Below are 20,823 nucleotides of genomic sequence, written 5' to 3'. Positions count from 1 at the left end.
CTTACTTATTTCCTTGTTTAACCTTCTCAACAAAAATTTTTGCTGGCTTAAAACTAGGCACAAAGTGCGCCGGAATAATGATCGCTGTGTTTTTCGAGATGTTACGCGCTGTTTTTTCTGCTCTTTGTTTTACCACGAAGCTACCAAAACCACGAACGTAAACGTTCTCACCTCCAATCATTGCATTTTTAACCACTTTGAAAAATGCTTCAACTGTCTCTTGAACATCTACTTTCTCTAAACCTGTTTTGTTAGAGATTTCTGCAATAATTTCTGCTTTAGTCATATCTATTTTTACTGTAATTATTTATTTCTCAACCCTTAACGATATAGCACTTTGGGGATGCAAAATTATCTTTTTTTTATGATGTTTAAAAATTTATTTGTCTTTTTTTACTAAACGACGACCTTAGGAAACTTTTATGAATCAGATATTTATGTTAGAAAGAGTTACAGGACAGCAGATTTAAACCCGACATAATGCATATAGAATATTAGTTATCAACATTTTAACAAAGAACATCGACCACTTGAATAAGACGCTCCAGATCGGACTTTTGATGTGCAGCGGTCAGTACTATTCGATTAATGGGCGGATCGCTCGATCGCGGGTAGGAGAAGCTGGAAATTAGTATCCCATTTTCTTTAAAATGCTTGAAGGCACCCTGCTGCGGTACCGTAAAAACAGGGAAGTTAGCAATACGGTGTACCTTCGCTCCGAGCATCGTGTCTAAGTAGAAAATATGCTCTTGTAACAATTTTGATCGCTGGGCGAATATCTCCGCCCCGTGTAACAAAGCATACATCGACGCAGGACTCGAGGGGGAAGCTCCCGTAAAGATGGTTGATCTTCGAAATAACGAGCTATCAACGAACGAACAAAGCACAGCACCGGCATCTGTCCCCATTCCTTTCGCAAGTGAGGCGACCAGAACGACATGCGAATTTTCTCGCTGTATAATTTGCGTATCCACAAACGTGCTTCCGGCACCTTTTACACCAATACCATGCGAATCGTCCAATACGAAATACAATTCTTTGTTTGGATCCACATCGTTAAATACGGAAAAATCAAAAGCCTGGGGTGATAGGTTATCTAGCGAATTACTTACGATGACAAAACAATTACCTGCCGATTGATTGATATATTCGGTCGTTATAACGGCCCATTGATCAAAAGACAGGTCACGCATTAACGGGGCACCTGAGACCCACAATGCCGGGTGTGCGCCAGGAGCGTACAAAAACTCTCCGAGACCCGATAGCGCCTGTACCACAATTTGAGCAGCTAAATACCCACTCGATAACAAGATACAATCGTCGAAACCAAACCGCAGCGCCATTTCGGCTTCTGCTTTATCATAAATATCGATTTGTACATTATTACTCCTGGAGGTTCCGTTATTTAACCCATACAATTCGAGCCCCTGTTTATAAAGATCAATAAAGGCACGGTCATACAGGAGCCCTAAATAAGCCGTTCCACCAAAGAAAAGATATTCCTCGTCGTGATGCCTGATGACGCGTGTCGTCGCTGTTGATAAGCTTCTAAGATTCTCGTTCATTGTAATGCAGTAGCCGCCATCTATTTAATAAAGATGGAAGTTCAGGGGTATATTCAGTTTTATCGACGCAGACAATCCCGCGATCGACTTAAAATTGTTCTTCGTTTGCAACCTCCAACCATACCCAACTCCGAGATCGATCAATGAAAAGATTCCAATTCCGACTTTCGGTGTGATGGTGTAGGGTGTAATCTCCGCGCCTAGGAAAGGGAAGATAAGCTTATCACTGAGGTAATAGGTGATGCCAAGCTCTGGAATTACCGTACTCTGATCCTGCATCCAAGTGAAGTTCGCTCCCGCGTCGATCTTTATGTATTGATGATGATTGGGAGCAAAAAGACCCCAGCCGGAAACCGTTAGAAAGTTACCCCTTTGGTATTTCCAACCTACCGAAGGCCCCCAGATCCAATTGGTTGGTTTTGGCTGCTGCGCAAACAATGTTCCCACCCAAAGTAAAACGCCAACCATCAGTACTGTTCTTTTATTCATGATCTGTTCTCTCAAGTTGTAAAACTACCTCTTTTTTTAGGCACAGCTAATTTATCCCCTCTTTCTTAGTACTTCTCCGTGGAAAGTAACGCCTCGCCAGCCATTCTCCATAAATTGCCGGATATTCTGATGATCTTCACCAGAAGGACGTTCAAGTACCGTCTGATAATGCTCAGCAAATAATTGTAATGTGTCCTCTTTTGTAAGGTTATTTAAGTGTCCTAGCGCGAGTATTTTAGCGCTTCCCTGATTTTCAGCAGCTCGGTTTACAACCGTCCCGTTGTTAAATGGGGTAGGGGTATGCTCGTAGTTTCGATCGATGAAGGAGATTACATCTGAAAACAAACGATTTTTTGAATTCAGATCTTCAATCAGTTGTTGAATTGTCGCGTTCATGTTATAAAAGTGTCGATTTTGTTCATACAAAACTACCATTAACAAACGAATCCACACAGTCTTCTTATGACGAAAATTAGATCTCAAAACAATATTAGCCATTTATTTTTCCAATGTATAAACTAATTCGCTGCCCATTCGTTGAATATACATATGCAAGGAAACCATGGAAAGTAAAAACCAGCAAAACTCAGTGATGATCGATGAACTCATTGCCCTTAACCAGAGTCGCCTAGAAGGATACAGTAGGGTGGTGAGCCATATCGACGAAGATAATGACGACGATTTACTCGCACTACTTGAGGAGTGGATGCAGCAAGCGCAGCAATTCAACGCCCAGTTGATTCCATTTGGCACTAAGAAACAACACGAGCATTCAAAACTTTCTGCATCCCACGATGCAAAATGGTCCGTCCCAGTTAAGCAGTCCGGTGTTACGCTCGAGCGCAACGAGCTGTTAAACATTTGTATCCACGCCGAAATACAAAATGTTAAAACGTATCAGTATGTCTTAACACAAAGTAGTATTGAGGAAGAGTCACTCACCCGTATGATTGAAGGTCAAAGCGAACAGCTCGAACAAACAATTCTTTCGCTTGAAAATCGAAAAAATTAAAGGGATAAAAAAGGCGCAATGCTCCTTCAATAGAGACATTTTTAGATAGAGATTTCGCAGTATAACGATGCCCACTAATCGATATTCGTCTCCCACGGGACCTCGTCAGCTGGAGCCTCATGAGCCTCCAGCAGTTCCTTGAGCTGCTGCTCGGTCGCGGCCTGTCGTACTGCCGGAAATATGACTCTTTCTTCAAAACGCACGTGTTTTTCCAACGTTTCTTCAATGGCGACGACGACTTTAGGTGTAAATTCACGAGACTGAAAGAGACGCCTTAACGCGCGATGTCCTGCAGCCGCTTTACGCACATGTGGGTGCTGTGCGCCTAAAATTGAAAAAACATACTTTTCCTCTACCAAAAAATGCGCGTCAAGTTGTTGAATCCACATCTGGGTTAAATAGCCCCCAATCTTAACGCAATCAACGTCTGCTTCCATCCACCGACGAATCTCCCAACAAAGCAGCAGCGCAAAATGATGCTCTTTACTAAGTGATTGCAATGCGTGATCTCGTTTTAAAGGTACATTCCCCATAGCACTTTCTCTAGACAAGTTCTTAAAACTTAAATATACTCAAATTAAATAGAAGATAAAAACATCTCTTATTTAAACACGCCTTATTTTTCTCCAAGAATGACTAACTTTATTGATTTCAGCAACACTTAAAACACAACATCTCGTGACTAAAAACAAAATACTAATCGCAGGAATGGGTGGGATTGGCGGATACTTTGGAGGACATTTAGCAAAAGCCTATGCATCGGATCCGGATATTGAAGTTTACTTCCTTTCTCGCGGTAAAAATCTTGACGTTATAAATAAGCAGGGGATCACGATAAAAACATCCTCTGGAGAGTTTACCACAAAACCGACCGCCGCTGCGGCCGATTCGGCCGCTTTTGGCATAATGGACTACATTATCATTTCGGTAAAATCGTACGACCTACCCCCTTTATTAGCAGGTCTAGAGAAGAATGTTGGTAATACAACCGTTATTATTCCTTTGCTTAACGGCGTAGAGGGCGCGCAATCAATCCACACTTTTTTTCCACACGCGCTGGTCACCGAAGGGTGCGCAAACATAATTGTACGTCTGGTGCAACCGGGCCTGGTGGAGAGCTTCTCGAGCTTCAAATCGCTTCACTTTGGGATACAAAACATACTGGGAAGAAGGTTAGAAAAAATCCACGAATTATTCATAGGGGCGGGGATAGACTCCACACTTACACCAAATATTTTGGAGCAAATATGGTTCAAGTTTATCTTTATTTCCGCCGCTGCAGCGACAACGAGTTACTATAATGCGCCATTTGGTAAAATCAGAGCAGACCACACAGCAATGGATACCTTCCAAGAATTGGTGGATGAGGCACTCACTCTTTGTACAGCGGAAGGCATCTCTTTACGCAAAGGCGCAAAGGAAAAAATTATTGCAAACCTCATGAACGGACCGGCTGAAGCGACGACCTCGATGCATTCGGATATCTTATCGGGTAAAGGACAATCTGAGATGGAGAGTTTGATTGGCTACCCGGTGCGAAGAGCAGGAGCACTAGATGTTGACTTACCAGTTTACAAAAAGATCTATAAAAAATTAAAATCAAGCGTTTAATTATCGTGCTACCTGGGAAAAACTACTGAATCGCTTTACCGACTTCAATCGGAAGATCGGATTCTATTACGCCCGCGCCATCGACAAAAACGGCTCTATATTTATCAGCACGTTGCTCTTCACTGGGGAGCTTATCGTAAGTGGGTGCAGTAGAAATCATGCACAAAACACCCTTTTGTTTAAAAAAGGTGTACATGTTTTGATTATCATCCTTAATTTCAGGACCTATGTACACAATCATCCGGTCATAAGGCAATCCGGAGTCTTTAAACGCCTGCAATGCTTGGGCATCTTTGATGTGCATCGACAAATATTGTTTCGGATTTTTACGGAGGTAAAATTTAGCTTGTTCCACATTGTGTACCGTAACCCAAACCCACGCATAGGCATCATGTTTACGAATAATTTCCGCGGTCATTTCCATTGGAAGGTCCTTCTTATCTAAATTTAAAATGGTCTTGCCTTTAGCCCATTCAATCATCTCATCTAAGGTGTTAATACCATATTTGGTAACATTCCCTTGATGATCTTTTAGTTTCAACTTCTGGAGGTCCGTCCAATTATAGTTACTCAATTTTCCAGAACCACTCGTGGTCCGATCTAGGGTCGCATCGTGAACCATCACCGGCACGCTATCTTTAGTCAATCGAGGGTCTATTTCAAAGATTGCCGGCGTATATTCGAGTACGGCTTGCATTGCCGCAATGGAGTTCTCGGGCATCCCTTTTTCTATTGTTCCGCGATGACCACTGATAATCTTTTTGTCGGGTGCGTAGCGAAAATACTCATACATCTGTTCGACCGTTTTAAAATTCACGGTGTGCAGCGTCTGCGCGCTTGTGGGAAGGACATTAAGCCCTGCCCACATCGTAATTAATAAAATTCCCTTTTTTAACATAATAATCTTTTGCGTATCATTAAGCATTTAGTTTTAACAAATTGAATCCTGAATTCGCCGTTAAAGTCAGCTCGGTTAATGCCGAATTTTCCTGTACTAACATACGGTAATTTCTCAAGGGCATACCTAGTTTAGAGGCCATAAAAAAACGGTTAATACCGTTGTGTCCAACAACCAGCACCATTTTATTATCATACGTGGTTAACAGCTCATTGTAGAACGAACTTAGACGTTCTAAAACCTCTGCGCCAGATTCTCCGGTTCCGCCGGCACGATTATGAAAAGGATCGACAAGCCAGCTATTCCAATCTTGGCCATCGGTAACTTGAAACTCCTCGGGACGACGTCCTTCCCACTGACCAAAATCTATCTCGATCAGTCTCGGATCGGTTTGCACAATTTGGCCACCGCGAGAGGCAATTTCCGCTGTCTGTCGTGCACGAATCAAGGGCGAGCAAAAGATCGCGTCGAAATCTCTATTGGCTAGCAAATCTCTCATCTTTTCGGCCTGCTGCACGCCGAGGTCTGTCAAGCCCACGTCGGTCCGACCACAATACTTATTGCCATCGGCATTATAGCTCGTCTGACCGTGCCTTAATAAACAAATTTTTAACATATGTCTTATTCTAGGTAGCCTAAATCGATAAGCTTTTTCTTAAAGTTTTTATACTGCAGTTCATAGGCCTGTACAAGTTTGGCCTCGGGCATAACCTTCTTGTCGGCGCTTGTCATATTTTCACAGGCCTGGGTGAGGGTACTATAGAATGTTTGTGAAGCCGCAATTATCGCTGCACCCAATGCGCCGCTGGTCTCTTTGCAGCGAAATATGGGCAAATTCAATACCGAAGCGCGTATCATGAGCCAGACATCGCTTTTGCTTGCCCCGCCGGCGGTATAAACGGCGCCGACTTTCTCCCCAGAAAGCTCTTCAATACACTCATAGGCGAACCGCTCAAGAAACGCCACACCTTCCATATTCGCCGCGTATAGCTCCTGCGCGTTAAGGTTCACAGGCACGATTGCACGTGCTTGGGGCGCCATTATCGGATAACGCTCCCCTTGCTGCTTTAGTGGCCAAGCAAGCTTCCCAGTAGGTATTAAACCCTGCGCGGCCTTATTAAGTTTTTCTAACCCTAAATGTGCAAAGTCGAGTGTAACCCAGTCTGCACCGGTATTACTTGCTCCCCCAGGCATCCATTGCCCTTGCGGATGACGATGACTATAGACTCTTCCTAAGGGATCGTTGACAGCACTTTTAGTCACACCTTTAATGACCATTGTTGTCCCAATCGTGGTATTCCAGTCACCAACTTTCACCGCGCCGGAGGCCATTTGACTCGCGCAACCGTCGGTTAAACCAACTACAAGTGCAACCTCACCAATTCCCCATCGTGCCGCCAGACCACTATCGAGCTTCCCGACAACGGTTCCCGATGGAACAACGCTAGGAAACCAATTCGGATCTAACCCAAGTTCCACGTGGATAAATGAGGGCCATTCTAATTTCTGGAGATCATAACCGGATTTAAGTGCATTGGTATAATCGGTTATTCCATAAACGCTCGATAATTTACCCACAATATAGTCTGCCGCGTGTACCCAGCGTGTAATATGGATCACTTTATCGGGGTTATTTTCCACGTACCACAGGATCTTTGACAACCCACTAGAAGCATTAAAGCCGGTATAACCTTCTGGATTATATTCCTGCGCGCACTTTTTAATTCGCTCGCCCTGCGTGATTGATCGCGGATCGCTATACATAATTGCTTTTGATAGCGGTTCGTTATTTTTATCCAGCGGGATAACTGTTCCAGAAGTAGAGGTCACCGATGCAGCCACGATAGCGCTACGGTCAACATCTTTGGACAGGCTACTTATAAGCTCATCGACGAGTTCCTCGCAGGTTTCCCACCAGGTATTGGTAGACTGTTCCTGGCGAAACAAGTCATCCAAGACAAAATCCTTCTGCGCCCCCGCAATCGTCTCTCCGTGCTGATCAACCAGTAATACGCGCACCCCCTGGGTACCCACGTCAATTCCTAAAAAGTATTTTAGCATCATGAGGCCACTTGTTTAAAAGTGCGCCGCGCATCTTTCCATTCTTGAAAGAGTTGCTCGAATTTCTCGTGTTCTTGAGGAAAAACTTCCTCTTCAAGCCTCGGGGTCTTGCTTTCCACTCCCAGAGCACCGTTGCAAACAAACACACCTCCAAGCACCGATGCCTGCCGGTAGGTGTCGGTGATGCGGATACTTTTTCCAAATAAGTTTGCGAGAAACTCTCGCAGTTTACGACTTTCCATCCCGCCACCACAGGCCCAAATATAATTCTGATCGTGGCTAGACACCGCACACAAAAATTTGTAATTCTCAAAAATCGAACAGGCAATATCCCACAAAATCGAAAAAACAAAACTGCCTCGAGTAAGTTGATGGGAAACGGGCGCATTAAAAATAAACCCACCTTTGGTAAGTGGTTCATCCTCTTCGGCAATCAACGATCCGAGGGAAGCAACACATTGCGCATAGCTAATCTCTTGGAGTTCCTTCTCGATAACATCATAGCCTTCATTGGGGTAAAAGATCTCCTTAAGTCGTTGGTAGTTCAAACCGGTTACACCCGCGTTTGCCTCTAGTATATAGTTGGAATGGTCGATATGCCTACTTGTCCATGTACGTTGGTTTTCATCCTTCTCATAACCGGGAACGATTTTTAATATTGGCGTTGTCGTTCCCGACACGATCACCACATCGTTTGCAGAGGGGTTCATACTGCGAACGGCCATTTGTGTGTCTCCTCCACCGACTACAACAAGTGCTTCATTAGAAACACCTAATAAGTGTGCTATTTCGGGACGCATTTTACCCAGCACGGACCCCGATTCGCGAAGCTGCGGAAGAATGGTCCCAGACAGACCGAACGCCTGAAGTAAATCAGCTGACCAACACTTCCTTTCCACGTCATAAAGTAGTGTTTCGGAGGCTTGTGAATGCTCATAACTTTTGATACCGGAAAACTTATACTGAATCCAGTCCGAGATACTCATCACACACGCCACTTGCTTAAATCGATCGGGATACACCTTAGCAAGCCCTATTAATTTATAAGCCGAAAACAAGGACGTTGGGTAACGGCCAGATAAATTATACACCAAATCTTTATCGATAAGCTCGGACTCCCACTTGCGGCCGCGATGATCAATATTAGGCATGCCGAACTGGTCCATGTCTTGCTGATCGACGGTGACTATACCCTCCCGCTGGCTGGTTGCGATGACTGCTGTAACTGTAACGTCACCGGCGCTTGCTAAAACCCCTGCCGAAAGCCTTAAGATTTGCTCCCATAGCGCCTTAGGTTCAAAATAAATTGAATCCTCATAATTAGCGTCGGTGATATAGTGTACGTTTTCCCTTTTTATCGCCAAAATATCCCCAGCGGGCGTCGCTAGTGCTACCCGCGCATTACCAGTACCGATGTCCACAATTAAATAAGCGTATTTCACCTCCATTATTCCTTACTAGCTAATTTCATTTAAAATCGATTTGTTCACCAACTGTTTGATCGCTTTATTGCCTTTGAAAAAGAATTCACGTAAATTGTTATTCATTATAAAAGCATGGTGATCTTCCACTTCGTGCGTCGCCCCAGCGATATGCGGAGTAGCAAGCACCCTTTTATTAAGGATCATCTTGTAATCTATTTCGTCTGGCGGTTCGTTATAAAATACGTCAAGCACTACGCCTCGAATTTTACCCTGTTCAACAGTTGCAAGCAAATCATCTCGATTTACGACCGTAGCTCGCGCAGTATTCACGAATATCGCTTCGGGCTTCAGCAGATCTAAATATTTCTTATCAATCATTCCTACTGTTTCTGCCGTTACGGGTAGATGAATCCCGACCACATCACAAGATGAAAACAACTCCTCTAGCTCCACTTTTATAAAGTTCGAATTGGGATCTGTGTAATAAGGGTCAAAATAGTAAATTTCTGCCGGAAAACTGACCAGCATCCGGGCAATATATTGTCCCACCGCACCAAAGCCTACCATGCCAACTTTTTTTCCTGCAAGCTCATTTCCTTTAAAATTCAAGTACGAGGTATGGGCCCCTTCGCCCCAATTTTTGTTTGCCAACCACTCGACACCCGAAAATGTATGCCGCAAGACAGCGATCACGTTTGCAATAAACATTTCCGCTACCGCCTGAGCATTACGAGCAGGCGTATTAAACACCGGGATACCGAGCTCACTAGCTGCCTTCAGGTCAATGTTCGAGGGTGTTCCACGACATATACCTATAAAAGCTAAATTCGGGTTCTCTTGTAGTACGTCAGCTGTGATCTCGTCGTGTTCAACGATGAGGGCCTCGGCTCTGGATTGCTTTAACAATTCGGATAACTCATTCGCATTATATGCTCTACCATTTGGTTTCCAGGATTTATAAATTACCTCGTCGAATAAAGATTCTAGTTCCGCTAGTGCGCGCTCATTTTCATAAGGGGCGGTAAGCAATACTCTCATATATTAGTTTTAAATGTTTTGTCCATTAATATTTATGTCAGTGTCTGTGGCGCGCTATCGATACGGATAAATTTTGTTAGCACGGCGCTCAATAAATAAAGACCCGCCAGCACCCACACCACTCCTTCACTACCTATGGGTCCGATAAGTATCCCTACGATTGCCGGACCGATGAAAACGGGCAACCCCGCACCAAGGTTTAAGATGGCCATTGCAGCGCCTTTATCCTCTTTAACTAGCGAAGGGACCAATGCCGAAAGTGGTACGTAGCCGGCCAAAAATGCTCCCCAGCAGACACCGGAAGCCATCACGGCCCAATAACTTGCGTTAAATAGCACCGGGGAATAGTAAAAAATAATAGTCGTCAGCGCGCAGCCTACCCCACCAAACCACATAATGGTATTTTGCCAGCCTACTTTATCGCCAACGTAGCCAAACACGAGATTAAATATGATGTTGGCCGTAAATATCGTCCCCCAAATCTGTAGCCATTCTTTGGTATCGAAACCGTGTTCAGCCATATATATCGGCAGAAAGACGGGAAAGGCAAACTGTGCAGTCGTATTTATCACGCGCACGATGCCCCCAATAAGCACTTTAGGTTCTTTTTTGACAATGGTCAAGCCGTTCATCAGCTCCCGTAGTTTCGAACCATTGATTGCCTTGACTTGGAATTTATCCCGATTGAGCACCAAAGCAAAGAAGGCACCAATGAGCACCCACAAAAGGGAACTCCATAGGGTATTTTCATACCCAAAACGCTCGAGTGCCCAGGAAGAATAATAGGCGCCCAAAACATTCAGCCCTCCGGTAAACACAAACCAAAACCAGCCTACAGCCGTCCCCAGCCTATTCTGTGGTACCCGGTAAGTTATCCATACCAAAAACGAGTACGCAAAAAGCGGATACCCAAAGCCGCGCACAGCATAAAACAACAACATGGCATGGTAATCAAGCTGTGCCATCCCTAAACTAACAAAGCCAATCGTACCTATGATATAAAGAAGTAGTCCCATCGCCATTCCTTTTCTAGGTCCGTAGCTCTCTGCGAGCACACCGGAAAACCATGAAGAAATTGCGATTGTAATGCCGTATACGGTGAACAAGGAGGCGGATTGCCCCATCGACATACCTTGCTCAATTAAATAGGGACTTAACCAGCCCTGCTCGACGCCATCGCCCATCATGAAGATCAAAACCCCCAGGTATCCCCACTTTAAATTCCCCGGCATCCAGGGGCCCCGTTCTAATGTCTTTTCCATTGGTATATTCTGTTATAATTAGGTTAACACAAACTAAATTAAATATTTTTCAATAAAAAATAACATTAAATAAAAAATAAAATAATGTTAATAAAGTGTTAACCGAATGAAAATCCCCCTTCAATTGCTTCAATTGGTACTTTTACAGGAGTGTGGTTAAACCATACAGTTTTAAATCCTCCAACACTATTGGGAGTGTGACAAAACATAGCGCACCAAGACATAATTTTCTATCTTTGCAGTAGGAACATAACGAGTTAATGCTTAATTTAGTTATCGAGAAATATCTAAAAAAAGGGAATTGATCTATCAGCGACTTTTTGCAATATTCAATCCGTTGAACATTATATTTTCCGTACGTTAATCTAGATTTATGAAGACAATCACCGAAAGACACGAATATATTTTAAAGAAAATTAAAGCGGAACAGAAAGTTACCATTCAGGAACTCTGTGAAAAAATGAATGTATCGAGCGTTACTATTCGTAAAGATCTAAAAATGCTGGAGGAGAAAAACCTCTTATACCGAACAAAAGGAGGCGCCTCGATCAACAACCCATATGCGATTGACCGTTCAATTTCAATTAAAGAGTCGATCAATTCAGACGAGAAACTTAAGATCGCTAAAAAAGCGGTCGAACTAATACAAGACAACGACTCGATTCTGATCGGATCGGGCACTACAGCATTCGCTGTTGCACGGCAACTCAACCCAACAAACAGCCTGACGGTAATCACTCCAGCACTTAAAGTAGCTTTGGAACTCACGGGCCGTCCAAACGTGGAAGTCCTACAACTTGGAGGACTTATCCGCCCAAACTCTTCATCGGTTTCCGGTCAATATGCGATGCATATTCTCGATGAAGTATCGTGTGGCATACTTTTCATCGGCGTAGATGGTATAGATTTGGATTATGGGGCGACAATTAGTAACCTCACCGAGGCGACCTTAAATCAGAAAATGTTAACCACCTCACAAAAAATTGTTATTCTGGCCGATAGCACCAAATTTGGAAGACGCGGACTGGGAAAAATATGTAATCTTGACGAGATAGATTATATTATCACCGATAAAAACATTCCACGTCAATACCTTCCCACACTTGAAGAGGCGGGCATAAAGGTTATTATTGTCGAATAATTCAATTTTCTCCCATTAAACAATATTCTTGTTGGTTTTACCAAGGCTAAACACATACATTTCAAATTGAATAACGGATTTAGCTATGTGACAATTGTCAACCTATCGCCTTGGCCACCGATCAAGGTGTGACTTGTTAAAGCGACAGCTGATATACCCAGGTTAATTCGCATAAAATCATATAACGTTATTTCAACAATTTATATCTTTACGTAGCGAAAGAACCTTTTTGCAAAAATTTAGTTACACAATACGCTTGCATTTTAAAATTAATTCCTAAATTAGACAAACAGTTCAACTCACCGTTAACTGAATTTAAATCCAAATATAACGTACGATCCCCGAATTCCTTTCGAGGATCGCTACCGGCAAAAAATACTGGTGTCACCTGTACACTTTGCCCGGCACTTAATATGTAGATTTATAATGCTAACACAAACAATTTTAAACACAAACTAACAATTGATGAAACACAGCTACACTATTTACATTCGAACACCCAGCTAACCGCGAAATCATAAGTACACATCAAGCGCAATAATCATTCGGCTAATGCCGGTTGGAACTACATTCTTTGTAATCTCCTACGGCTACTTATGGTAAAAAATTCGACCACTAAAACTATTTAAACAATTTAAACACAAACAATTATGGGAAGACCACAAAAATTCCATAGCATCTCCCTCTCCCCTAAGAGGCTGCTTCGAAATGGGCTTCTGATCTCCATGGGTATGCTCACCATGAGCACTGCCGGGGCCTCAGAAAACACATTATGGAATAAGCGCACAACGCACCCACTACATGCGTTACAAACACCAGTAAAAGGTAAAATCCTAAATCAGACGAATGGCGAACCGATAATTGGCGCCACCATTAGCGTGGTAGGAAAATCTGTTTCCACGCAAACCGACGAAACCGGAAATTTCGAAATCCCAGCAAACGCAAACGACGTCCTTGAAATCACCTACATCGGATTCGCCACCCAACGATACACCGTTGTACAAACGACACAAGAGATTGCTATATCGCTCAACGAAGACAACAGTAGCCTTGAAGAAGTTCTTGTGACGGGTTACGGAACCCAGCGTAAGAAGGACCTTACCGGCGCCGTTGCGGTCGTGGATGTCGCCGAACTTAAATCACAGCCTGCAGCCAGTGCTGTTGAAGCCCTGCAAGGGCGCGCAACAGGGGTACAGATTGTCAATGACGGCGCCCCAGGCTCCACGCCTCAAATTCGGATCCGGGGTTATTCGACCATTAATAACAACGAGCCTCTTTATATTATCGACGGTGTGCCTTATGAAGGCAAACTAAGCTGGTTAAATCAGAATGACATCGAGAGTATGCAGGTTTTGAAAGATGCTTCAGCGGCATCGATCTACGGGTCACGGGCGAACAACGGTGTAATCATCGTAACAACCAAATCGGGTGCCGTAGGACCAACAAACATCACTTTCGATGCCTACGCTGGCGCTGCCGTACCCAAAAGCGAAGCGTTTCCAAAGATGCTCACGCCGCAACAAATTCTAGATTATGACAATCAATTCAACGGCACCAATTTAGCACTACAAGATTACTTACTCGCCGGATCAAAAACGAACTGGGATATCACCCCGGATGATATTGACATGAGTAAGTATAATTATAACGCAAAAGACAGGGCGTCGTTCTACCAAATTACAAAGGCAAACAAGGCTGGTACCAACTGGTTCGACGAGCTTACCGAAACCGCGCCAATACAATCGTATCAACTTGCAGCAAACGGCGGTACAGACAAAGCGACATACGCCTTTTCGGGTGGTTATTTGGACCAAAAAGGTACCATGATCCATACCGGCTTCCGGCGTTATAGCGTGCGCACCAATACCCAATTTAAAGCATTCAACAACAAGCTCCGGTTCGGGGAAAACATGTCCTACACGTATTCCGAGGGGTACGGTCTGGGTGTGAACACGAACACCGCCGGAAACTACATCGGAGAGGGGTCGGTTCTAGGTTTTGCTTACCGTATACAGAATATCATTCCTGTATACGATGAGGGCGGCAACTTTGCTGGATCGTTTGGAAATGGCTTAGGGAACGGGGAAAACCCGGTCGCCATGGCTTATCGTCAAAAGGACAACATAAATCGCAACAATACCTTCTTTGGAAATGCTTTTGCAGAGTACGATATTATTGATGGCCTGACGCTTCGCACGAGTTATGGGCTTCGGTACGATAACTACAACGGCGTAAGCTATACGTATCCTAACCCTGAATTTTCGGAAGGGAACTTCAATAATGGAATGAGTGAATACCACGGCTATACGACCGAGTGGACCTGGACTAACACCTTAAACTACAAACCAAAACTTGGTGAGGATCATAGTTTAAATGTGATGGTCGGTACCGAAGCTATCAAAAATCGTAATCGCGAGATTAGCGGCTCTAGAAACGGCTATTTCATCATGAACAGCCTGGATTATCTTTATTTGAATTCCGGCAGTTCGAATTTCAATAATAGTGGTGTCGGTTCTATAGGCACAATGTTCTCGATCATGGGGAAAGCAGACTACGCTTTCAAAGACCGTTACTTATTAAGTCTAACCCTCCGTCGTGACGGTTCCTCGAATTTTGGTGAGGAGAACCTTTATGGCGTATTCCCGGGTGTGAGTGGTGCTTGGCGTATTTCTGAAGAAGAGTTTGCCCAAGATGCAGACTGGTTAACTGACTTGAAATTAAGAGCCGGTTATGGTGTTACTGGTAATCAGCGAATTCCTAGCTCGCAATTCCTAAATCGCTATTTGGCTTCGTTAACAGAGTCGTCCTACCCAATTAATGAAGGGGTTGTCAATGGTATCTGGCAGAAGAACTACGCCAACCCAGACATCAAATGGGAACAGGTAAAGGCGTTAAATATTGGTGTTGACTTCACATTGTTTAATGGTGACTTCGACGGATCTTTTGATTGGTTTGATAAAAAGACAACCGACATGCTCTTCCGTGTACCGCTACCTGCTGCTGCTTCTGGCCGCGCGATACCGCCTTACCAAAACGTTGGGGACATGCGTAACAGTGGCGTCGAGCTGTCTTTAGGCTACCATTATGGTCGTCGCCAAGAAAAACCTTTCACCTTAGACCTAGCGGCTAATATCTCCCGTTACGTTAACGAAGTGGTCGCCCTTACTCCATCCATCACCCAAGTAAACTATGGCGTATTTAGAAGTATGGAAACTTCCCTGTTAAGAAAAGGAGATCCGGTGGGCTCTTTTTATGGTTACCAAGTTGACGGAATATTCCAGAGCGCAGAAGATATTCAAAATTCCGCCTCGTACGAAAATGCGAGACGAGGAGGCCTAAAATATACGGACATTAACGGAGATGGTGAAATCACTCCAGAAGACAGAACAATTATTGGAAGTCCGCATCCAGATTTTGTGTACTCGTTAAACGTAAACGCGGCATACAAAAACTTCGATCTATCGCTCTTTTTCTACGGATCCCAGGGCAACGATCTATACGAGGCTACGCGCTATTTCACCGATTTCGGGGTATTCAAAGGGCAAAAAAGCACAAGGTTGTTAAACTCATGGAGTGAAACAAATACCGGAAGCGATGTACCTTCACTTGCCAACCCGAACGATAAAACGAATCCTTTAGAATATGCGACGTCATCGTATTACATACAAGATGGTAGCTTTCTAAAGCTAAAAAATCTACAAATTGGTTATAACATTCCGACTACTAAATTATTTGGAGAAAACAGTACGTTTAACAAGTTTAGGGTATACTTTGGTGTAACCAATTTGTTTACGATCACCAAATATGAAGGTCTGGATCCGGAGATTACGGCAACACCGTCAGACTATCCAGCCTTAGGTGTTGACTTTGGCGCATATCCACAAGCACGCCAATATACATTTGGTCTTAATCTCGGTTTTTAATCGCTTATAAATTAAAAAGAACTAACATGATACGAAATAAATTAATGATTCTTTTAGGTGCAGGAATGCTATTAGCAAGCTCCTGTGGAAAAGAATTCTTACAGAAATTACCACAAGGAGAGCTCGCTGAACCACAGGTGGGTAATTCCGATGGTGTAGAAGGAGCGTTAATCGGAGCATACAGCATCCTCAATGGAAACATAAGTGGGACTTGGGGTCACTATGGCTCCGCGCCTAGTCAATGGGTTTTCGGCGAACTTGCCTCAGACAACGCACATAAAGGGTCCGAATTAACCGACCAGACGCCAATGAATGAGATTGAGGCTTATGGAACAATCAGTACGAACGATAATTTAAGTACAATGTGGCAGGTATATTTCGAGGGTGTCCTTCGTTGTAACAACACGCTCAAACTCTTGAATGCCGATCAGACTGGAGCACAAGAGGTTTCTGCCGACCGCGCAATTGAGATACAGGCCGAATCAAGAATGCTACGTGCCCATTACTACTTTTATCTGTGGCGCGTTTTCAGAAATGTACCGCTGATTACCGAAGAAATGACCACCGAGGAGGCGCAAACAATTCCCAACGACCAGGATATACTACCGTTTGTTGAAGAGGATCTTAAATTCGCTATCGAGAACTTGCCTGAAACAAAAATTAATGAGGAATACGGCAGAATGGACAAAGCAACTGCCCAGGCTTATCTGGGAAAGCTCTACCTGTACCAACAGAAATTTCCGGAAGCCTTAGTACTCTTCAAGCAAGTCATGGCTGGCAAAGATCTTGTCGCTATGCCTTTTTGGAATAACTTCGATGTGACCCAGGAAAACGGCCCTGAAGTAGTTATGGCATCCAAGCATGCTATAAATGACAATGGTTCTTCCGATAACGCAAACGTTGGCGATATGCTTTCAGGATTGTATGGAAGTTCACCGGTTGGATGTTGTGGATTTTACCAACCGTCTATTGACCTTGTCAACGCCTACCGCGTTGATGCAAATGGATTACCTTTTTTAAATGGTGAATATAGAGAAGACCCTTATACCTCAGATCTTGGCAAGGCAGACAACTCGTACGAGTTGGATGTACAGCTAAAATTCGATCCACGATTGGACTACACCGTGGGACGTCGCGGCGTTTCATACCTAGACTACGGTATTATGCCGGGTAATGGATGGATTCGCGATGCGAACTATGCAGGCCCCTTTGTAGGGATTAAAACGATGGTTCCCCAATCACAATTTGCGAACGAAACTGCCCCAGGGGAGAAATATGTAACCGGACTCGACGTCAACATCATCCGTTTAGCGGATGTCTGGCTGATGGCTGCCGAGTGTGAGGTAGAAGCAGGAAACTTATCGGGCGCAATGGAGCTCGTAAACGATGTACGTAAGCGTGCTGCAAACCTTGCACCGAAGAAAACGGCCGATGGAGCAAATGCAGCAGACTACACGGTAGAACCATACGCTTCGTTCCCGAATGCAGAATATGCAAAAGATGCAGTGCGATTCGAACGTCGCCTTGAGCTCGCTTTAGAAGGGCATCGATTTTTTGATTTGGTACGCTGGGGTATCGCAAAAGAGACCATAGAGTCCTACTCTACATTCGAAGGAGGCTTCCTACCTTCGTACAAAGGTTTGACTTTTAGCGAAAAGGATGAATACTGGCCTATTCCTCAGGCGGAAATCGACCGCAGCAACGGCGTGTTAAAACAAAATTAGCTTTTAAGCTAGACCCGTCCAGAATGGGGTAATCGGAAATCCGATTACCCCATTCTATTTTTAGTCGATTAATATCAGTTGTACGCCCGAACGTTTTCCCCTACGAAGCCTCGCGTAGTGGAAACAGCGCGCTTCTTTATGTTCCTTGTCGATCAGTTTAATAAGCTCCCGGATCAACGAGGGATTCTCAATTGGACTGCTTTCACCAGGATCGACAGAAAGATCGTCGGCTAGAATAAAAACGATATTAGGTTTATGTAGCTGCGCATTTTCCGTGATGCTAAATAGACAAAAAGCTTGCAAAAGAAGCTCCTTTTTCGTGCAGTATATAAATAACAAGACTATTGACCCATTGAAAATATATTTTGATAGCGAATATAAATATTATCGAAAAAACAACATGCGCTCCCGTAAATTGCATAATCGATAAACGCCGTACAAACACCGAAAACTATCCCCAACAATAAGGTGCACGGAATTAATTAACAAAAAAGTGTTATATTTACTAAACGCCAGATAAAGGCATGTAGGACCTCAACTTTAGTCCATTTTAAAAATGAAAAAATTAATCAACCATTTGACAGCTCGTATAGGAATACTTTTATTAATGCTATTAATCGGCGGAAGCCCTTTTGTACAAGCGGGTCAGAAACCGTCTTATTTCCAGCTCAAAGTATATCATTTTCAAACACCTAATCAAGAGAAGGCAATTGACCAATTTTTAGCCCAAGCGTATATTCCGGCCATGCACCGGTTGGGTTTCAAGCAGATTGGAGTTTTTAAACCGCTGGACAACAAAAAAGAGAGCGATAAGCTCATATATGTACTGTCCACGGCCAACGAATTGAAGAAATTCGCAAATCTAGACGTGGAGATCTTAAAGGATGCCCAATATATCGAAAAAGGCAAGCCCTATTTAGACGCACCGCACAATGAGCCGCCATTCTCCAGAATCGAATCAATTTTAATGAAGGCTTTTCAAGGAATGCCTGATTTGTCCATTCCGAAGTTAAGTTCGGACAAGAGTCTGCGCGTCTATGAATTACGGAGCTACGAAGGCCCGACCGAGAAGCTATCGGCCAACAAAATCAGCATGTTTAATAATGGCGAAATAGACATTTTTAGCAATCTTAATTTCAATGCCGTTTTTTACGGTCAGGTGATTGCTGGAAGTACTATGCCCAACTTGATGTACTTAACTTGTTTTGAAAATATGGCAGATCGCGAAGCGCATTGGAAAGCTTTCGGTCCACCGTATAAGGCGATGGACGAATTACCACAATACCAAAACAACGTGTCTAAAAATGTTACTATACTTTGTGCTCCAACTTCGTACTCTGATTTCTGATCACGCTCTTCATGTCTAGAATTGAAGCGTGAATATACTACCGGTGCCTTCTTGACTATCAACAAAGATATTTCCGCCATGCAATAACATAATTTGCTTGCTTAAAGTCAGACCAACACCCGTTCCAGTCTTCTTAGTGGTAAAGAAGGGTGTAAATATTTGCTCCTGAATCTCTGTGGACATCCCAACTCCATTGTCTTGTATTTTTAATTGAATATGGTCCTTCCCGTCGATGGCTGACAGACTAATATAAGGACTTTTAACTTCCTTCACCGCTTCGATTGCATTCAGGAGCAAATTGATGAGTATCTGCTCCAAAAGGTTAATATCCGCAAGAAGAACCAACCTGGTATTCTTAATAATAATATCAACATCAATATTTTTCTGTATCAAGTTTGGTTCTAAAAGTTTATATATATTCTCAAACAGCTGTACCACCAGAATTTCCGACAATTGCGGTTGGTCGACCTTATTTATCAATCTATAACTTTTAGCAAACTGCAATAACCCTTCACTTCGACGTCGTATCGTGAAGATTCCCACTTTTAAATCCTCTATATCTTTCTCTGCTTCCCAATGTTCCAGTCGTTCATGCAGCGTTTCAGCTAAGGAGCTAATCGGAGCAATGGAGTTCATGATTTCATGTGTCAGCACTCTCAATAATTTGTGCCATGCTCTAGTCTCAGTTTCATCAATTGCTTCATTAATATTCTGATAGACAATTATCCGGAAAGCGCCCTCTTGGGTTTCAAATCCCGAACTCTGCATAAATAGCTTTATCTTTCCTTTGCTGGAATGAACGGTTTCCATCTGATGCTTTCCAACCTGCAGTTGCAGCGTTTTCTCGTAAAGGTCGGGGTGTCTTTTCTGCAGCCCCACGATATTACCCAGATGAGGAACTTGAAACAAGTCTTTAAAAGCGTCATTCAACCATACAATTTTGCCTGAATCTGCGTGATAGAATATTATCGCAGTATCTAACATGTTGATTACCTTATCTAGATACTGCTGTTGTAAAGCTTGATCGATACTAATATTCTTATATACCTCATTAATTTGGTTGAAAGCAGAATACATCTGCCCCTCTACAGATTTGCGGCGCTTCACTTTAAATCGACGTGTGAAATCACGATACTTTACCGCCTCTGAAAATTCTACTATTTGCTTTAGGAGTAACCTTTGAATAGAAAACCAGCGAAAGCCCATTAGTACCGAAAAGATAAAAGCAAGCCCCGCGTATAGATAATATCCTTTGAATACCAAAAAAGCAACACCTACTGCAAATGCCATTAACAACAACATTTTGAAGAAATCTGTTACGGCGTGA

General features: G+C 43.4%; 19 protein-coding genes. 6 read left to right on the top strand and 13 right to left on the bottom strand.

Going from position 1 to position 20,823, the window contains the following annotated elements:
- Nucleotide 1: 1 nt before the first annotated feature.
- From FM107_RS03815 to FM107_RS03800, 4 genes are all read right to left on the bottom strand, one after another.
- Entirely contained in the window at nucleotides 2–286 is a 285-nt protein-coding gene (locus FM107_RS03815) for an HU family DNA-binding protein (protein WP_086947173.1), read from the bottom strand.
- 223 nt (nucleotides 287–509) lie between these two features.
- A complete protein-coding gene (locus FM107_RS03810) occupies nucleotides 510–1,565 on the bottom strand; it encodes an 8-amino-7-oxononanoate synthase (protein WP_256959314.1) in 1,056 nt (351 codons plus the stop codon).
- 24 nt (nucleotides 1,566–1,589) lie between these two features.
- The gene (locus FM107_RS03805) at nucleotides 1,590–2,054 is read right to left on the bottom strand and encodes a hypothetical protein (RefSeq protein WP_086947172.1); all 465 of its coding nucleotides are present in this window, start codon (nucleotides 2,052–2,054) and stop codon (nucleotides 1,590–1,592) included.
- 51 nt (nucleotides 2,055–2,105) lie between these two features.
- Nucleotides 2,106–2,450, bottom strand: coding sequence for a HopJ type III effector protein (locus tag FM107_RS03800; protein ID WP_086947171.1), 345 nt, complete (start codon nucleotides 2,448–2,450; stop codon nucleotides 2,106–2,108).
- A 166-nt stretch (nucleotides 2,451–2,616) separates the two neighbouring features.
- Here FM107_RS03800 and FM107_RS03795 point away from each other — a divergent pair, with 166 nt between their 5' ends.
- Nucleotides 2,617–3,066, top strand: coding sequence for a hypothetical protein (locus FM107_RS03795; protein ID WP_086947170.1), 450 nt, complete (start codon nucleotides 2,617–2,619; stop codon nucleotides 3,064–3,066).
- A 74-nt stretch (nucleotides 3,067–3,140) separates the two neighbouring features.
- Here FM107_RS03795 and FM107_RS03790 read toward each other — a convergent pair whose 3' ends face one another.
- The gene (locus FM107_RS03790; protein ID WP_086947169.1) at nucleotides 3,141–3,599 is read right to left on the bottom strand and encodes a hypothetical protein; all 459 of its coding nucleotides are present in this window, start codon (nucleotides 3,597–3,599) and stop codon (nucleotides 3,141–3,143) included.
- Nucleotides 3,600–3,744: 145 nt separating this feature from the next.
- Here FM107_RS03790 and FM107_RS03785 point away from each other — a divergent pair, with 145 nt between their 5' ends.
- A complete protein-coding gene (locus tag FM107_RS03785) occupies nucleotides 3,745–4,677 on the top strand; it encodes a ketopantoate reductase family protein (protein ID WP_143559421.1) in 933 nt (310 codons plus the stop codon).
- A 22-nt stretch (nucleotides 4,678–4,699) separates the two neighbouring features.
- Here the strand turns inward: FM107_RS03785 and FM107_RS03780 are convergent, their stop codons facing one another.
- The 6 genes from FM107_RS03780 to FM107_RS03755 are packed head-to-tail and all read right to left on the bottom strand — an operon-like array spanning nucleotide 4,700 to nucleotide 11,360.
- Entirely contained in the window at nucleotides 4,700–5,575 is an 876-nt protein-coding gene (locus FM107_RS03780) for a glycerophosphodiester phosphodiesterase family protein (RefSeq protein ID WP_086947209.1), read from the bottom strand.
- 19 nt (nucleotides 5,576–5,594) lie between these two features.
- A complete protein-coding gene (locus FM107_RS03775; RefSeq protein WP_086947167.1) occupies nucleotides 5,595–6,191 on the bottom strand; it encodes a histidine phosphatase family protein in 597 nt (198 codons plus the stop codon).
- Nucleotides 6,192–6,196: 5 nt separating this feature from the next.
- A complete protein-coding gene (locus FM107_RS03770) occupies nucleotides 6,197–7,639 on the bottom strand; it encodes an FGGY-family carbohydrate kinase (protein WP_256959312.1) in 1,443 nt (480 codons plus the stop codon).
- On the bottom strand, nucleotides 7,636–9,084 hold the full coding sequence (locus FM107_RS03765) for an FGGY-family carbohydrate kinase (RefSeq protein ID WP_086947166.1): 1,449 nt from the start codon (nucleotides 9,082–9,084) through the stop codon (nucleotides 7,636–7,638). The genes FM107_RS03770 and FM107_RS03765 overlap by 4 nt, the downstream gene beginning before the upstream one ends.
- A gap of 9 nt (nucleotides 9,085–9,093) precedes the next feature.
- Nucleotides 9,094–10,098 carry an NAD(P)-dependent oxidoreductase gene (locus tag FM107_RS03760; RefSeq protein WP_086947165.1) on the bottom strand — a complete coding sequence of 335 codons (1,005 nt, stop codon included), beginning with the start codon at nucleotides 10,096–10,098 and terminating at the stop codon, nucleotides 9,094–9,096.
- A 32-nt stretch (nucleotides 10,099–10,130) separates the two neighbouring features.
- The gene (locus FM107_RS03755; protein ID WP_218778908.1) at nucleotides 10,131–11,360 is read right to left on the bottom strand and encodes an MFS transporter; all 1,230 of its coding nucleotides are present in this window, start codon (nucleotides 11,358–11,360) and stop codon (nucleotides 10,131–10,133) included.
- A 373-nt stretch (nucleotides 11,361–11,733) separates the two neighbouring features.
- On the opposite strand from FM107_RS03755, the gene FM107_RS03750 reads away from it, so the two are divergent.
- The 3 genes from FM107_RS03750 to FM107_RS03740 all read left to right on the top strand — a co-directional run bounded on the left by FM107_RS03750 (nucleotide 11,734) and on the right by FM107_RS03740 (nucleotide 18,148).
- Entirely contained in the window at nucleotides 11,734–12,501 is a 768-nt protein-coding gene (locus tag FM107_RS03750; protein ID WP_086947164.1) for a DeoR/GlpR family DNA-binding transcription regulator, read from the top strand.
- A gap of 650 nt (nucleotides 12,502–13,151) precedes the next feature.
- Nucleotides 13,152–16,424, top strand: coding sequence for a TonB-dependent receptor (locus FM107_RS03745; protein WP_086947163.1), 3,273 nt, complete (start codon nucleotides 13,152–13,154; stop codon nucleotides 16,422–16,424).
- Between the two features lie 26 nt (nucleotides 16,425–16,450).
- A complete protein-coding gene (locus FM107_RS03740; RefSeq protein WP_086947162.1) occupies nucleotides 16,451–18,148 on the top strand; it encodes a RagB/SusD family nutrient uptake outer membrane protein in 1,698 nt (565 codons plus the stop codon).
- A gap of 60 nt (nucleotides 18,149–18,208) precedes the next feature.
- Here FM107_RS03740 and FM107_RS03735 read toward each other — a convergent pair whose 3' ends face one another.
- Nucleotides 18,209–18,451: a hypothetical protein gene (locus FM107_RS03735; RefSeq protein ID WP_143559420.1), complete on the bottom strand. Its 243-nt coding sequence runs from the start codon at nucleotides 18,449–18,451 to the stop codon at nucleotides 18,209–18,211.
- Between the two features lie 253 nt (nucleotides 18,452–18,704).
- Between FM107_RS03735 and FM107_RS03730 the strand changes: the two genes are divergently transcribed.
- Complete coding sequence (locus FM107_RS03730; RefSeq protein WP_086947160.1) at nucleotides 18,705–19,496, top strand: NIPSNAP family protein; 792 nt, start codon at nucleotides 18,705–18,707, stop codon at nucleotides 19,494–19,496.
- Between the two features lie 15 nt (nucleotides 19,497–19,511).
- On the opposite strand, the gene FM107_RS03725 is transcribed toward FM107_RS03730, so the two are convergent.
- Nucleotides 19,512–20,786 carry a PAS domain-containing sensor histidine kinase gene (locus FM107_RS03725; RefSeq protein WP_179204393.1) on the bottom strand — a complete coding sequence of 425 codons (1,275 nt, stop codon included), beginning with the start codon at nucleotides 20,784–20,786 and terminating at the stop codon, nucleotides 19,512–19,514.
- Nucleotides 20,787–20,823: the final 37 nt, after the last annotated feature.

Origin of the sequence: Sphingobacterium sp. JB170 (genome assembly GCF_900163865.1) — a bacterium.
GTDB lineage: Bacteria > Bacteroidota > Bacteroidia > Sphingobacteriales > Sphingobacteriaceae > Sphingobacterium.
This window is presented reverse-complemented; position numbering and strand designations above follow the sequence as displayed.